This window comes from Tessaracoccus sp. SD287 (assembly GCF_017355265.1).
Classification (GTDB): Bacteria; Actinomycetota; Actinomycetes; order Propionibacteriales; family Propionibacteriaceae; genus Aestuariimicrobium.
Genome location: NZ_JADIJQ010000021.1, coordinates 12,687 through 27,586 on the forward strand (window position 1 = coordinate 12,687; position 14,900 = coordinate 27,586).

At 70.7% G+C, this 14,900-nt stretch carries 12 protein-coding genes; all 12 read left to right on the forward strand.

Features of this window, described 5'->3' with window-relative positions:
* Positions 1–170 precede the first annotated feature (170 nt).
* The 12 genes from mraZ (at position 171) to IPV09_RS09545 (ending at position 14,810) form a co-directional block, all read left to right on the forward strand.
* Positions 171–596 carry a division/cell wall cluster transcriptional repressor MraZ gene (gene mraZ, locus IPV09_RS09490; RefSeq protein WP_207475001.1) on the forward strand — a complete coding sequence of 142 codons (426 nt, stop codon included), beginning with the start codon at positions 171–173 and terminating at the stop codon, positions 594–596.
* A gap of 187 nt (positions 597–783) precedes the next feature.
* On the forward strand, positions 784–1,818 hold the full coding sequence (gene rsmH, locus IPV09_RS09495) for a 16S rRNA (cytosine(1402)-N(4))-methyltransferase RsmH (RefSeq protein WP_207475002.1): 1,035 nt from the start codon (positions 784–786) through the stop codon (positions 1,816–1,818).
* A complete protein-coding gene (locus IPV09_RS09500) occupies positions 1,815–2,411 on the forward strand; it encodes a hypothetical protein (RefSeq protein WP_207475003.1) in 597 nt (198 codons plus the stop codon). Before rsmH ends, IPV09_RS09500 begins: the two co-directional genes overlap by 4 nt.
* A 188-nt stretch (positions 2,412–2,599) precedes the next feature.
* A complete protein-coding gene (locus tag IPV09_RS09505; protein ID WP_370590273.1) occupies positions 2,600–4,390 on the forward strand; it encodes a peptidoglycan D,D-transpeptidase FtsI family protein in 1,791 nt (596 codons plus the stop codon).
* A gap of 50 nt (positions 4,391–4,440) precedes the next feature.
* Entirely contained in the window at positions 4,441–5,934 is a 1,494-nt protein-coding gene (locus IPV09_RS09510) for a UDP-N-acetylmuramoyl-L-alanyl-D-glutamate--2,6-diaminopimelate ligase (RefSeq protein ID WP_370590274.1), read from the forward strand.
* Positions 5,931–7,439: a UDP-N-acetylmuramoyl-tripeptide--D-alanyl-D-alanine ligase gene (murF, locus tag IPV09_RS09515; RefSeq protein WP_207475005.1), complete on the forward strand. Its 1,509-nt coding sequence runs from the start codon at positions 5,931–5,933 to the stop codon at positions 7,437–7,439. Before IPV09_RS09510 ends, murF begins: the two co-directional genes overlap by 4 nt.
* Positions 7,439–8,509, forward strand: coding sequence for a phospho-N-acetylmuramoyl-pentapeptide-transferase (gene mraY, locus IPV09_RS09520; RefSeq protein WP_207475006.1), 1,071 nt, complete (start codon positions 7,439–7,441; stop codon positions 8,507–8,509). Before murF ends, mraY begins: the two co-directional genes overlap by 1 nt.
* On the forward strand, positions 8,491–9,981 hold the full coding sequence (gene murD, locus IPV09_RS09525) for a UDP-N-acetylmuramoyl-L-alanine--D-glutamate ligase (RefSeq protein WP_207475007.1): 1,491 nt from the start codon (positions 8,491–8,493) through the stop codon (positions 9,979–9,981). Before mraY ends, murD begins: the two co-directional genes overlap by 19 nt.
* Positions 9,982–10,164: 183 nt before the next feature.
* Positions 10,165–11,322 carry a putative lipid II flippase FtsW gene (gene ftsW / locus IPV09_RS09530; protein ID WP_207475032.1) on the forward strand — a complete coding sequence of 386 codons (1,158 nt, stop codon included), beginning with the start codon at positions 10,165–10,167 and terminating at the stop codon, positions 11,320–11,322.
* A gap of 58 nt (positions 11,323–11,380) precedes the next feature.
* A complete protein-coding gene (gene murG, locus IPV09_RS09535; protein ID WP_207475008.1) occupies positions 11,381–12,544 on the forward strand; it encodes an undecaprenyldiphospho-muramoylpentapeptide beta-N-acetylglucosaminyltransferase in 1,164 nt (387 codons plus the stop codon).
* Positions 12,544–13,998, forward strand: a complete 1,455-nt coding sequence (gene murC, locus IPV09_RS09540) for a UDP-N-acetylmuramate--L-alanine ligase (RefSeq protein WP_207475009.1) — start codon at positions 12,544–12,546, stop codon at positions 13,996–13,998. The genes murG and murC overlap by 1 nt, the downstream gene beginning before the upstream one ends.
* On the forward strand, positions 13,998–14,810 hold the full coding sequence (locus IPV09_RS09545) for a cell division protein FtsQ/DivIB (RefSeq protein WP_207475010.1): 813 nt from the start codon (positions 13,998–14,000) through the stop codon (positions 14,808–14,810). The genes murC and IPV09_RS09545 overlap by 1 nt, the downstream gene beginning before the upstream one ends.
* The last annotated feature ends 90 nt before the right edge of the window (positions 14,811–14,900 follow it).

The window sequence follows — 14,900 nt, forward strand, 5'->3', positions numbered from 1 at the left end:
CATCCGGGACGAGGTGGTGGCGTCGACCGCGGCAGCACCGGGGTCGGGGGCGGCTGACAGGTTGGTCGCAGAAACACCTCCAACTGTGGTCAAAGTGGAGCGAAGTGGCGTATGGTGGAGCGCAGTGGAGCGAATTGGCGCTTGCTTGAGCCAGGGGAGGGGCCCAGGACATGTTCCTGAACACCTACAACCCGAAGCTCGACGTCAAGGGTCGGTTCTTTCTGCCAGCCAAGTTCCGTGACGAGTTGGCCGACGGGCTGGTGATCACCATGCAGCAGGAACGCTGTCTGGCGATCTACCCCAAGGACGTCTTCGAGCGGAAGGCCCAGGAGGCATTGCAAGCCCCCGGCACCGTGGCTCGGAACCGTGCACTCCAGCGCATGCTGGCGGCATCGGCCTCCGACGAGACACCTGACAGTCAGGGGCGACTCACCATCCCCCCGAAGCTGCGGGAGTACGCGTCGCTGGACACCGAACTCGCGGTGGTGGGTGCCATTGATCGGGTCGAGGTCTGGGACAAGGCGGCGTGGGACACCTACTCCGCTGAACAAGAGGCAACCTTCGCCGACATCAACGAGGACATCTTCTCGTTGTAGTCACCGACTTGGAGTCCGCAGTTCGCGGCTTCGGGCCAGCGTCCGATGCCCTGGCGCACCTTCCCCGGTGCCAGGTCATCCTTCCCGGGACGCTGGACCGAAACCACGGAAGGCGGCCCCCATGTCGACAGACACCGGGCCGACTGACACCGTGCCGACACATATCGCGACGACCGGAGGAGGGCGGATGACGACGGAACGTGACGCTGCCCTCGAAGGCACGCCGCCGACCGACCCGCCCCCAGCCACCCTGGCCGAACAGGCAGCGCTGGCCCACGTCCCCGTCATGCGTGACCGCATCCTCGAGTTGCTCACCCCCGCCCTGGCCGACCGCGGCCGTCCCACCGTCCACGTGGACGGCACCACCGGCATGGGTGGCCACGCGCAGTCCGTGCTGGAACGCTTCGACGACGTCCACCTGGTCGGCATCGACCGCGACCCGCAAGCCCTGGAACTGGCCGGCGCCCGCCTGGAACGCTTTGGCGACAGGGTCAGCTTCGTCCAGGCCGTCTACTCCGAACTGCCCGAGGTCCTCGACGACCTGGGCATCAGCTCCATCGACTCGATGCTGCTCGACCTGGGGCTGTCCTCCCTGCAGATCGATCGCCGCGAACGGGGCTTCTCCTACTCGGTCGACGCGCCGCTGGACATGCGGATGGGCCCGGACACCTCCCTGACTGCTGCCGAGGTCGTCAACACCTACACCGCCGGTCAGCTGGCCCGGGTGCTGCGGACCTACGGCGAGGAGAAGTTCGCCGACCGGATCGCCCAGCGGGTGGTGGCCGCCCGTGAGGACGCACCCTTCGAGCGCTCCGCCCGCCTGGTCGACGTCATCGTCAACGCCATCCCGATGGCGGTCCGGTCGAAGGCCAAGGGCCACCCGGCCAAGAAGTCCTTCCAGGCACTGCGCATCGAGGTCAACGACGAACTGGGTGCCCTGCAGGCCGTGCTGCCCGCCGCGCTGGCAGCCCTCGCGGTGGGTGGCCGGATCGCCGTGCTGGCCTACCACTCGCTGGAGGACCGGCTGGTCAAGGACGCCTTCCGGGAAGCCAGCACCGACAACGCACCCCAGCACCTGCCGGTGGTCCCCGACCATCTGCTGGCCCAGTTCCGTCTGGTCACCCGCGGGGCAGAGAAGCCCGGCGCGGCCGAGACCGCCCACAACCCGCGCGCCGCCTCGGCCAGGCTGCGCGTCATCGAACGCGTGAGAGAGACAGCATGAGCGCAGTACAGGTCCTCGACCCCGTCCAGGAGCTCCCCAAGGGCAAGGCATCGCCCAAGGGCAGGCTCAAGGCAGTTCCCGCGGCCACCCCCACCCGCGTCTCGAGGTTCCCGTTCATCCTCGGACTGGTCGCCCTGATCGCGCTGGCCATGGGCGGTCTGGTGGTCGTCAACACCCAGATCCAGACCCAGGCCGTCGAACTGGCCGCCCTCGAACGGGAGGCCACCAACCTCGGCCACCAGCAGGCAGCCCTCGAGGCGGACGTGAACCAGGCCCGCTCGGCGGCCCACCTCGAGCAGCAGGCACACAAGCTCGGGATGCGTCCCAACCCGAACCCGGCGTTCATCGTGCTGCCCGAGGGCAAGATCCTCGGCACGCCGACGCCGGTCGTCGGCAATGAGCTGGGTGATCAGGTGTACTTGACCTGGGAGCAGGTCGTGAAGATTCAGGAGGACGCCAGGCTCCAGGTGGTCCAGGACAAGCACGCCGCGGCCGAGGCGGCCCGGCAGAAGGCCGCAGCGGCAGCAGCCGAAGCCGATGCCGCCAAGAAGAAGGCAGCCACCACGACCCCGGCACCCACGCCCACCCCCTGAGCACCCAGAACCCGCGCTGCTGACACCCCCGGAGGACACCACACATGGCACAGGCCCGACGCGCTGGCTCCCCGTCCGGACGCTCGTCCGGGACGCGCAGTTCGTCGAGGCCGCTGAGTCCCCGCAAGCCCGGTCCGTCCACCGGTGCGGGCCGGCGCAAGGTCTACAAGCCGGCGCTGCGGATACCGCTGCGCAAGCAGACCCACCGCATCCAGGGGCTGGTCGTGGTGATGGCGCTGGTGATGACTGTCTTCATGGGGCGGGCCTTCTTGCTGCAGGCCTTTGATGCCCGCGCCTACGCCGCGGAGGCCGCCGCGCAGATGAAGGCCTCGCGCGAGCTGATCGCCCAGCGGGGCACGATCACCGACCGCAATGGCGTCGTCCTGGCCGCCTCCGAGCCGGCGGTGCGGATCATCGCCGACCCGATGATGATCTCGCGCAACGGCGTCCACGAGTCGGTCGACATGGGACCCAAGCAGACCCGCAAGGCCCAGGAGGCGCCTGCGGCGATCGCGTCCCTGCTGGCCAAGCACCTGGGTGGCAGCGTCGAGGACTACCTGCCGGCACTGACCGACCTGGACCGCAAGCACTACTCGATCGTGGCCCGGCAGGTGCCGTCATGGACCTACGAGCAGTTGCGCGTCGAACTGTCCGAGGGCAAGTGGTACGGCATCTACAAGGAGGACGACCCGGTCCGCTACTACCCGTCCGGGGACGTCGCCGCCAACATCGTCGGGTTCATGGGTCTCGACGACGACACCCAGCGGCCGGTCGGCGCCGGCGGACTGGAGTACGCCCTCAACCGGCAACTGACCGGCACCTACGGCAAGGAGGTCTTCGACACCTCTGCCAATGGACGCATCCCGCTCGGCAACAGCACCCTGATCCCCGCGATCAACGGCACCAACTACCAGCTGACGATCGACTCCGAGATGCAGTTGATGGCCAACCAGGCCCTGGCCCAGGGCATCACCCGGGCGGCGGCCAAGAATGGCGTCGCCATCGTCATGAACGTCAAGACCGGTGAACTGCTGGCGCTGTCCACCTCACCCGGATTCGACTCCAACGAGCCGTCCAAGGCGGACGCCCAGAACCTCGGCAACACGGCGGCCAGCGCACCCTACGAGCCGGGATCGGTGCAGAAGGTGCTGACCATGGCCGCCCTGGCCGACGCCGGCCTGGTCACGCCCACCACCAAGGTCGAGATTCCCGCGACCCTGCCCTCGGGCGACGGATTCATCAAGGATGCCTTCAGCCACGGCACCATCCACCTGACCGGCAGCGGCGTGGTCGCGAACTCCTCCAACATTGGCACGGTGCTGCTGTCGCGCCAGATGGACAAGCAGACCCTGGTCGACTACTACTCCAGCTTCGGGCTGGGCCGCAAGACCAACGTCGGTCTGCCCGGCGAGTCCTCGGGCTGGGTGCCCAAGGCCGACATGGCCAACTACACCTTCGACCAGATCGTCTTCGGCCAGGGCCTCAGCATGACTGCCCTGCAGATGGCGGCAGCGGTGGCGGCCGTGGCGAACGACGGCATCTACAACGCGCCGACCCTGCTGCGGGCCACCCAGAACGGCACCGGCCAGTTCACCCCGGTCGCCGCCGAGGACCCCCGTCGGGTGATCTCGCCGGAGGCCTCCCGGATGGTGCTGGAGATGATGGAGACCGTCGTCACCAAGGACAAGTCCCGCCAGCTCGCCAACTACCGGGTGGCCGGCAAGACCGGCACCGCGCAGCGGGTGGACCCGACCTGCGGCTGCTACCGCGGCTACACCGCCAGTTACGTCGGCGTCGCCCCTGCCGAGGACCCCCAACTGCTGGTCTATGTGATGATTGACCAGCCCACCAAGGGCAGCGACGGCTCGAAGCTCGCACTCCCGGTTGCCAACCAGATCCTGACCCTGGCGCTGCCGCGGTACGGGGTCAAGCCGTCGACCACCCCAGCGCCGAAGGCCGTCCTCGAGTACGAACCGTGACCCATACCCCACCCTTGCCGACGCCGGACGTCTGGACCCTGCACGACCTGCTGGCTGCCGCCGGGCTGACCGCGCCGCCGGTCGGCACCCCCGACCCGGTGATCAGTGGCCTCACCTTTGACTCGCGTCGGGTGGGCCCCGGCGACTTGTACCTGGCCATGCCGGGGGCCCGCACCCACGGGGCGCACTTCGCCCGGACGGCGATCGAGCAGGGCGCGGCCGCCGTGCTCACCGACGCCGAGGGTGCCGCGTTGATCGGTGCCACCCGGGTGCCCGTGGTCACCAGCCCGACCCCCCGCCAGGCCATGGCGCTGCTGGCGCAGGCCTTCTTCGCCAGCCCCTGTCGGCAGGTGCCGATGTTCGCCGTCACCGGGACCAACGGCAAGACCACCACCACCTTCCTGCTCGAGGCCGCGCTCAGTGCCCTGGGCCGACACGTCGGCACGGTGGGCACCCTCGGGGTCCGTCTGGACGGGGCCGCGGTGCCGTGGACGAGTTCGACGGTCACCACCCCGGAGGCACCCGACCTGCAGCACCTGTTCGCCAGCCTGATCGAGCGGGGCGCCGATGCCATCGCCATGGAGGTCTCGTCCCATGCGCTGGCCCTGTCGCGCGTCGCCGGCACCACCTTCGCCGTGGCCGGGTTCACCATGCTGGGCCGTGACCATCTCGACTTCCACCACGACATGGACGACTACTTCGCGGCCAAGGCGTCCCTGTTCACCGGTGATGCCCTGACCGGGGCCAGCTGTCAGCACGCGGTGGTCTGCATTGACCAGGACTGGGGCCGCAGGTTGGCCGCCCTGGTCACCGACCGGCCGCTGACCACGGTGGGGCGCGCCAGCGACGCCGACGTGCGCATCCTCGAGTCGATCGTCACCCCCGACCACCAGCAGGTCACCCTCGACGTGGCCGGCACCCCCGTCACCTTCGACCTGCCCATGCCCGGCGACTACAACGTCACCAACGCCGCCCTGGCCATCGCCATGGTGCACGCCGCCGGCCTGGACGCCAGTACCGCCGCCACCGGTCTGCGGCATGCGAGCGTGCCGGGACGCATGCAGCGCGTCCCCCTCGGTGAGCGTGCCCCGCAGGTGGTCGTCGACTTCGCCCACACCCCGCAGGCAGTCGCCGAGGCACTGGCAGCGGTCACCGTGCCGGGTCGCCTCATTGCCGTCCTGGGCGCCGGTGGTGACCGGGACGTCGAGAAACGTTCCCAGATGGGTCGCGCCGCGGCCGGGGTGGCCGACCTGGTGGTGGTCACCGACGACAACCCCCGCTCGGAGGACCCCGCAGCCATCCGCGCCGCCGTGATCTCGGGCACGGTGGGGCTGCCCGCCGAGGTCGTCGAGGTACCCGGACGCCGCGCCGCCATCGAGCGTGCCCTGGCCGCTGCCGGTCCCGACGACGCCGTGCTGTTGCTCGGCAAGGGACACGAACAGGGCCAGCAGCTGGCCGACCGGATCGTCGACTTCGACGACGTGCAAGTGGCCCGCGAGGCCTGGGCCGCGGTGGCACCCCACCAGTCAGGAGTCACCTCATGAGACCACGCCCAGCAGCCTGGATCAGCCGCGCCGTCGGCGGCCGCGTCCGCGGTGACGCCGACGTCCAGGTCGGCCCCGACGTGGTCGTCGATGCCCGCCGGGCCACCCCCGGCGCGCTGTTCGTCGCCCTACCCGGCGACCGGGCCGACGGCCACGACTACACCGGGCAGGCCGCCGACGCCGGTGCCGCCGCGGTGCTGGTCAGCCGGTCGAGCGACACCACCGCCACCGAGATCGAAACCCCCGACGGCGTCGCCGCGCTGAGCGCGCTGGCCCGGGCCATCATCACCGAGGCCCACGCCGACGGCCTGCAGGTGCTGGCCGTCACGGGATCCTCGGGCAAGACCAGCACCAAGGACATCCTGGCCCAGCTGCTGGAGTCCCATGCCCCGACCATTGCACCGGTCGGCTCGTTCAACAACGAGATCGGCGTCCCGTTGACGGCCTGCCGGGTCGACGACTCCACCCGCTACCTGGTCAGCGAGATGGGGGCCCGCGGCCCCGGCCACATCGCCTGGCTGTGCAGCCTGGTCGCGCCCGACCTCGGCATGGTCCTCAACGTCGGCACCGCCCACCTCGGCGAGTTCGGTTCGGTCGAGGCCATCGCCGCGGCCAAGGGCGAGATCATCGACGACCTGCCCGCCGACGGCTGGGCCGTGCTGAACCGCGACGACCCCCGGGTGGCCGCCATGGCACCACGCACCCGGGCCAGGCTGGCCTGGTTCAGCGTCGACCCCGACGCGACCCTCGACCCGGCAACCGACGCGTCCGGGCTGCTGGTCCAGGCCCGCAACCTCGGGGCGGACGACGTGGGTCGCTACCACTTCGACCTGGCCGTGCACACCGCTGACGGAGTCACCGTGCGTCCCGTGCAGCTGGCCCTGATCGGTCGTCACCAGGTCGCCAATGCCGTGGCCGCCGCCGCCGCCGCGATCGCCGTTGCCGTGCCCGTCGACGTCGTCGCCGCCACCCTCAATGCCCTGGAGCACCGCTCCCCGTGGCGCATGGAGCTGCGGGAACGCAGCGACGGCGCCGTGGTCATCAACGACTCCTACAACGCCAACCCCGACTCAATGCGCGCCGCGCTGGCCTCGGTGGCCGAGATCGGCGCCGCCCGCCGCCGCGCCCATCCCGGCGCCCGGGTGCTGGCCGTGCTGGGCGACATGCTCGAACTCGGTGACGACGCCCCGGCGCTGCACCAGCAGGTCGGCACCCTGGCCGCGGCCGCCGGGGTCGACCACGTGTACGCCGTGGGCGGTCATGCCCGCGACATCGTCACCGGGGCACGAGCCGGCGGCGCCGCAGCGACCACCTGCACGCCCGAGCAGGCTTCCTCGCTACATTTGGCCCCGAAGGACGTCGTACTGGTGAAGGCATCGCGCGGTCTGGCACTCGAACGAGTGGCGGCGGCGTTGCTGGCCGAATCCGACGCCGAGGATGCAGAGGACACCGCCTTGACCCACCGCCCCGACGAGGCACCCGAGACGGCCCAGGAGGCCCGCTGATGTTGAACATCCTGCTGGCCGGCGGCCTGGCCCTGGTCGGGACCCTGCTGGGCACCCGGCTGCTGATCGGGCTGCTGGTCCACCGCGGCTATGGGCAGTTCATCCGCGACGACGGCCCCACCAGCCACAGCACCAAACGCGGCACCCCCACCATGGGCGGCATCGTCGTGGTGATCGCCACCGTGCTGGCCTACCTGCTGGCCCACCTGATCACCTGGAGCCCCCTGAGCATGTCGGCGATCCTGGTGCTGTACCTGTTCGTCGGGCTCGGCTTCATCGGCTTCCTCGACGACTGGACCAAGATCAGGCAGGAACGCTCGCTGGGCCTCAGCCCTGTCGGCAAGCTGCTGGGGCAGGGATTCGTGGCCATCAGCTTCGCGGTGATGGCGCTCAGCTTCCCCAACGACCGGGGAGTGCGGCCCGCCTCCAACGCCATCTCCTTCCTGCGTGACATCAGCTGGCTGCACCTGCCGTTCCTGCTGGCCGTGGTCTGGATCGTGTTCCTCATCGCCGGATTCTCCAACGCCACCAACCTCACCGACGGGCTCGACGGCCTGCTGGCCGGCTCGGCGACCATGGTCTTCACCGCCTACGGCATCCTGAACATCTGGCAGTTCAACCAGTACTGCGGGTTCACCTCCACCGCCGGGCCCCGCTGCTACGAGGTGCGCGACCCCTACGACCTGGCGGTGGTCGCCATGGCCCTGGCCGGCGCCTGCTTCGGGTTCCTGTGGTGGAACGCCAAGCCGGCCAAGATCTTCATCGGCGACACCGGGTCGCTGGCCATCGGCGGCGCCCTGGCCGGGCTGGCCGTGACCAGCCGCACCGAACTGCTGCTGGTCATCCTGGGTGGGCTGTTCGTCATCGAGACGCTCTCGGTGATCATGCAGGTCAGCTTCTTCAAACTCAGCAAGGGCAAACGCATCTTCAAGATGGCGCCGCTGCACCACCACTTCGAGATCGCCGGCTGGGCCGAGGTCACCGTCACCATCCGCTTCTGGATCATCTGCGGCCTGTTCGTCGCCGGCGGCCTGGGCGTCTTCTACGCCGAGTGGGTGACCGGACAGTGAGCGTCGCCGACTGGCTGGACGAGGCCACCTCCGAGTCGCCCTGGCAGCAGGCCCGGGTCGTGGTCGCCGGCCTGGGACGCTCCGGGTTCGCGGCCGCCGACGCCCTGCTGGAACGTCACGCCCACGTCCGGGTGATGGACGACGCCGACACCGCCGAGAACCAGGACAAGGCCCGGCTGCTCGGCATCCTGGGGGCCGAGGTGACGCTGGGAGCCGGGGCCACCGCCACCCTGCCCGCCGACGTCGACCTGGTCGTCACCTCACCGGGGTGGCGCCCCACCTGGCCGCTGCTGGCCCAGGCCGCCGAACGGGGCATCCCGATCTGGGGCGAGACCGAACTGGCCTGGCGCTTCATGCACCCCCACAAGGTGGTGCCCTGGCTGGCCGTGACGGGCACCAACGGCAAGACCACCACCACCCAGATGCTCGAGTCGATGCTGCTGGCCGCCGGCCTGCGCGTCGCCTGCGTCGGCAACATCGGCCGGCCCGTGATGGAAGCCATCAACGACGAGGTCGACTACGACGTCTTCGCCGTGGAACTGTCCAGCTTCCAACTGCACTGGTCACCTTCCCTGCGGATGCACTCGGCGGCCGTGTTGAACCTGCACGACGACCACCTCGAGTGGTACGCCCACGAGGACGACCCGGCGGCCGCCTACGCCGCCGACAAGGCCCGCATCTTCCACCTGGTCAGCAATTCCTGCGTCTACAACGTCGACGACCCCGCCACCGAGGCGATGGTCGCCGAGGCGGACGTGGTCGAGGGGGCCCGGGCCATTGGCTTCACCCTCGGCGTGCCCGGGCTCTCCATGCTGGGCGTGGTGGACGACCTGTTGGTCGACCGCGCCTTCGTGGAGCAGCGCCAGACCTCCGCCCTGGAACTGGCCAAGGTCACCGACGTGGTGCCCCACGCCCCCCACAACATCGAGAACGCCCTGGCGGCTGCCGCGCTGGCCCGCAGCTTCGGGGTGCCGGCCCAGGCCATCGCCGAAGGACTGCGGAACCTGCACCTGGGCGGGCACCGCATCCAGACCGTCGCCGAACACGGCCAGGTCCGCTGGGTCGACGACTCCAAGGCCACCAACCCGCACGCCGCGAACTCGTCGCTGCGGGCCTTCGAGACCGTCGTCTGGATCGCCGGGGGACAGGCCAAGGGGGTCAGCTTCGACGACCTGGTCAGCGCCCACGCCGAGCACCTGCGCGGTGCCGTGCTGCTGGGCGTCGACCGCATGCTGATCGCCGAGGCACTTGCCCGACACGCCCCCGACGTCCCCGTCATCGTCGTCGACTCCAGCGACACTGGAGCCATGGTGCACGCCGTCGCGGCGGCCGCCTCCCTGGCCCAGGCGGGGGACACCGTCCTGCTGGCGCCGGGGTGTGCCAGCAAGGACATGTGGAGCGGCTACGACGCGCGGGGCGACGACTTCGCCGCGGCCGTGCACGACCTGCTGGGCGGCGACGCACAGCGCTGAGGAGGAGAGGAACCGAGTATGACCGACATCAGCCGCGGCTCCTCCCTCGACGCCATCACCGGCACCCGCGGCAAGGCCACCCGACGCAGCGCGGGCACCCGCCCATCCGCCCGCACCGCCACGGCCGCACGCACCCCGGGCTGGTGGCACAACGTCCTGCACCACCCCCATTCCGATGCCTGGATGGTGGCCTCGGCCGTCACCCTGCTGGTCGGCATTGGTCTGTTGATGGGGCTCAGCTCGTCCTCGGTCTACGCACAGTCCACCGGCAACAGCCCGTACTACTACGCGGTGCGCCAGGCCATCTTCCTGGTCATCGGCGTGCCCGCCGCCCTGGCCCTGGCCATGCTCAAGCAGCGCCTGCTGGAGCCACTGGGCTGGGCCGCCATCGCCTTCGCCATCGTGCTGCTGGGGCTGGTGTTCACCCCGCTGGGGCTCGACACCAAGGGCAACCGGGCCTGGCTCGAACTGGGCCCGATCAGCCTGCAGCCCTCCGAGTTCGCGAAGGTGGCCGTCATCCTGTGGGCGGCGGCGGTCCTGTCGACCAAACAGAAGCTGCTTGACCAACCCAAGCACCTGCTGGTGCCGCTGCTGCCCGGCGCCCTGGTGGTCTGCGGCCTGGTCCTGCTCGGCGGTGACCTCGGCACCGGCATGGTGCTGGTCGGCATCGTCTTCCTGATCCTCTACCTGGTCGGTACCCCCTGGCTGGTGCTGGGGGCCCTGGCCACCGCCGGGGCGGCCATCGTCGGTCTGCTGGTCGTCTCCAGCCCCAACCGGATGCATCGCATCATGCTGTTCATCAACCCGCCGGAGGCCGACGACCTGTCGGTGTCCCAGCAGCCACTGTCGGCGATCTACGCCCTGGCCTCCGGCGGCTGGTTCGGACAGGGTCTGGGGGCGTCCAAGCAGAAATGGGGCGGGCTGTACGACGGCGCCCAGAACGACTACGTCTTCGCCGTCCTCGGTGAAGAGATGGGCCTGTTCGGCACCCTCGGCGTAATCCTGCTGTTCACCCTGCTCGGCTTCGCCGGGTTCCGCATTGCCACCCGCTCCACCACCCTGTTCCACCGGGTCCTGGCCGGTGGCCTCACCGGCTGGCTGCTGCTGCAGGCCATGATCAACATGGCCGTGGCCATGAAGCTGTTGCCGGTGGTGGGGGTGCCGCTGCCCTTCATCTCGGTGGGCGGCTCGGCGCTGCTGGCGAACCTGCTGGCGGCGGGCCTGTTGATTGCCTGCGCCCGCCACGAACCGGCGGCGATCGCGGCCCGGTCGTCCGCTGGGGGCACCGCGCCCCGGGTGACCACGGTCGTCCAACGCGGGCGCGCTTCGAGCCGTCGATGACCCGCGACGGGTAGGTTTGCACCTGGCGCCGCTGCTGGCGCTGAAGGGGAGGGACTCGATGACTGGATCACTACGGGTGGTGCTGGCCGGTGGCGGCACCGCGGGTCACACGTCCCCACTGATCGCCACCGCCCAGGCGTTGCAGCGGCTCACCGACGTGCACCTCAGCTGCATCGGCACCCCCCGCGGCCTGGAAACCACCGTCATTCCGCAGACCGGGTTGGAACTCGACCTGATCGACCCGGTCCCGATGCCGCGGCGTCCAGGAGCCGACCTGGCCAAGGTACCGCTGAGGCTTGGCCGGGCAGTGCACCAGGCCCGCCGCATCCTGCAGGACCGACGTGCCGAGGTCCTGACCGGCTTCGGCGGCTACGTCTCGATGCCTGCCTACCTGGCGGCGCGCAGCCTGGGCATCCCGGTGGTGATCCACGAACAGAACGCCCTGCCGGGCCTGGCCAACAAGGTCGCCGCCCGTTTCGCCACCGCGGTCGCCACCTCCTTCCCCGACACGGTGCTACCAGGGGCGCGGTTCATCGGGCTGCCGGTGCGCACCGAGATCCGTGCCCTGGCGCAGGACGCCACCCCGTCGGCCGACCAGGCCCGGGCGGCGCTCGGGCTGGACCCCGACCGGATGACGCTGCTGGTCAGCGGCGGTTCCCAGGGTGCCCGCAGCATCAACCGGGCCACCACCGATGCCCGCGACCGGTTGTTGGCCGCCGGCGTCCAGGTGCTGCACGTCTGGGGACCCAAGAACCTCACCGCCGACCATGTCGAGGTCACCGACCAGACCACCGGGGCCCGCTACCTGCCGGTCGGCTACGTCGACGGCATGGAGCAGGCCTACGCCGCCGCCGACCTGATGCTGGGACGCTCCGGCGCCGGCACCGTGGTCGAGACTGCCGTGGTCGGGCTGCCGGGGGTCTTCGTCCCGCTGCCGCACGGCAACGGCGAGCAGGCCCGCAACGCCGTCGCCCTGGTCGCGGCCGGGGCAGCCAGGGTGGTGCCCGACGACGAGCTCGGCGCCCAACGGCTGCTCGACGAGGTGCTGCCGTTGCTGGCCGCCCCCGAGCGGTTGGCCCAGATGTCGGCCGCGGGCCGCCAGCTGATGAGTTCCAGTGCCGCCGACGAGCTGGCCAGGCTGGTGATCAGCGCCGCCGCCGGTGCGGGCAGCCGCGGCCGCGCCCGGGGGCGTCGCGCCATTCGCAACCGTGGGAGCAAGTGATGTCAGGTCTACGCACTCCAGTCCAGGTGCCGCCCGCCGACGAACTGGGCCGGGTCCACTTCATCGCCATCGGCGGTGCCGGGATGAGCGGCATCGCGAGGCTCTTCCACGAACTGGGCGTCCAGGTCAGTGGCTCCGACCAGGTCGATTCCCCGACCCTGCGCCAACTCGCCGAGGCGGGGATCGCCACCTACGTCGGTCATGCCGCCGACCAGCTCGGCGAGGTGGACACCGTCGTGGTGTCCTCGGCCATCCGCGAGAGCAACCCCGAACTGGTGGCCGCCCGCGAGCGTGGGCTGCGGGTGCTGCACCGGTCGGCGGCGCTGGCCGCGCTGATGCAGGGACGCACCGGCATCTCCATCGCCGGCACCCACGGCAAGACGACCACCACCGGGATGACGGCGGTGATGCTGACCGCTGCCGGTGCCGACCCCAGCTACGTCATCGGTTCGCCGCTGGCCGCCAGCGGCACCAGCGCCCACTTGGGCGACGGGTTGGCCTTCGTGGTGGAGGCCGACGAGTCCGACGGCAGCTTCCTGCAGTACCCGACGTCCATCGCGGTGGTGACCAATGTGGAGGCCGACCACCTCGACAACTGGACCACCCCCGAAGCCTACCTGCAGGGCTTCGAGCGGTTCGCCTCCCAGTCCGGGGTGGAGGCCCTGGTCGCCGGCATCGACGACCCGGGCGCCGCGGAACTGGCGACCCGGCTGCGGGCGGGCGGGCTGAGGGTGGTCACCTACGGCACCAGCGAGCAGGCCGACGTCCGGCTGACAGACCTCGACTTCGAGGGCACCCGCGCCAGCTGCACGCTCAGCTTCGCCGACGAGACCGTCAGGCTGCAGTTGCAGGTGCCCGGCCGCTACAACCTCGAGAACGCGGCGGCCGCCTACGCGGTGGGCCGCATCCTGGACCTGGACCACGAGGCCCTGCTGCGTGGCGCCGCCAGCTTCACCGGCACCCTGCGCCGCTTCCAGTTGGTGGGCAGCCCCAACGGGGTGCAGGTCTTCGACGACTACGCGCACCACCCGACTGAACTGACCGCCGCACTCACCGCAGCCCGCCGTGCGGTGCCGCCGGGAGGACGGCTGGTGGCCTGCTTCCAGCCGCACCTGTTCAGCCGCACCATCGAGTTCGCCGACGAGTTCGGGCAGGCGCTGACCCTGGCCGACGAGGCCTTCGTCACCGACATCTACGCCGCCCGCGAGGATCCTGTCCCCGGCGTCACCGGCGAGATCATCGCCAGCGCTGCCCGCCAGCACGGTGCCAGCGTCACCTACGTCCCCGACAAGCTCGACCTGCCCAGCCGGATCGCCGGCTTCGCCCGTCCCGGCGACCTGGTGATGACCCTGGGCGCTGGCGACGTCACCCTGGTCGGCCCGCTGCTGGTCGCCGAACTCGGCGGCGGCGGCTCCGGCCCGCGCACCCCGGGGGCGGGGGGAACCCTGCGGTGATGGCGCCCCCACAGTCCAGGTCCGCCAAGGGCTCATCCGCGAAGGGCAAGTCCGCCAAGGGCAGGTCGTCGGCTCGCAGGACGCCGGTGGCGGCGCTGCCGGGCAGCATCGCCGACGCCAGCATCGCGATCCGCCGCCGGCGCAGCAGGAACCGTCGGATGATGCTGCGCCGCGGCGCGGTGGGCGCCCTGGTCGCCGTCGTGGTGGCGGCCCTGGTCTGGCTGGTCGGCTTCTCGCCGCTGCTGGCCGCCACCACCGTCGAGGTCGAGGGCACCACGGTCGTCAGCGCCGCCGAGGTCGAGGCCCGCGGCGCCGTCCCGATGGGCACGCCCCTGGCCCGGGTGAACACCGACCACATCGCCGAGCGGGTGGGCACCCTGCCCGCCGTCCAGGCCGTCACCGTCGAGCGCCGCTGGCCGAACACCGTGGCCATCGTGGTCACCGAACGCGTCGGGGTCATCGCGCTGGCCCGGGGCGGCACCTTCAGGTGGGTCGATGCCACCGGCAGCGTCTTCCACCAGACCTCGACCCCCGGCGCCGGACTGGTCGTGGTCGAGGCGCCCGAGGACACCCGCATCCTGGCCGACCTGGCCACTGTCGCCCAGTCGCTGACCGACCAGTTGCGTGCCCGCGTCCAGAAGATCACCGCCACCAGCCCCGACACGATCACCCTGGTCCTCGACCGGGGGCAGAGCGTCATCTGGGGCTCCGCCGCTGATTCGACGACCAAGGCCCAGGTCGCGACGGCGATGCTCGCGGTGGAGGCGACCGTCTTCGACGTCAGCGCCCCGGCCCACCCGACGAGTCGCTGAACCAGTCTCGACCTAGGGTTGAGGTTCTCGACCTCTGGCGTGGCGGTAATGGACATCAGAATCGGCCACTCCATAGGCTGGCCCGGAACC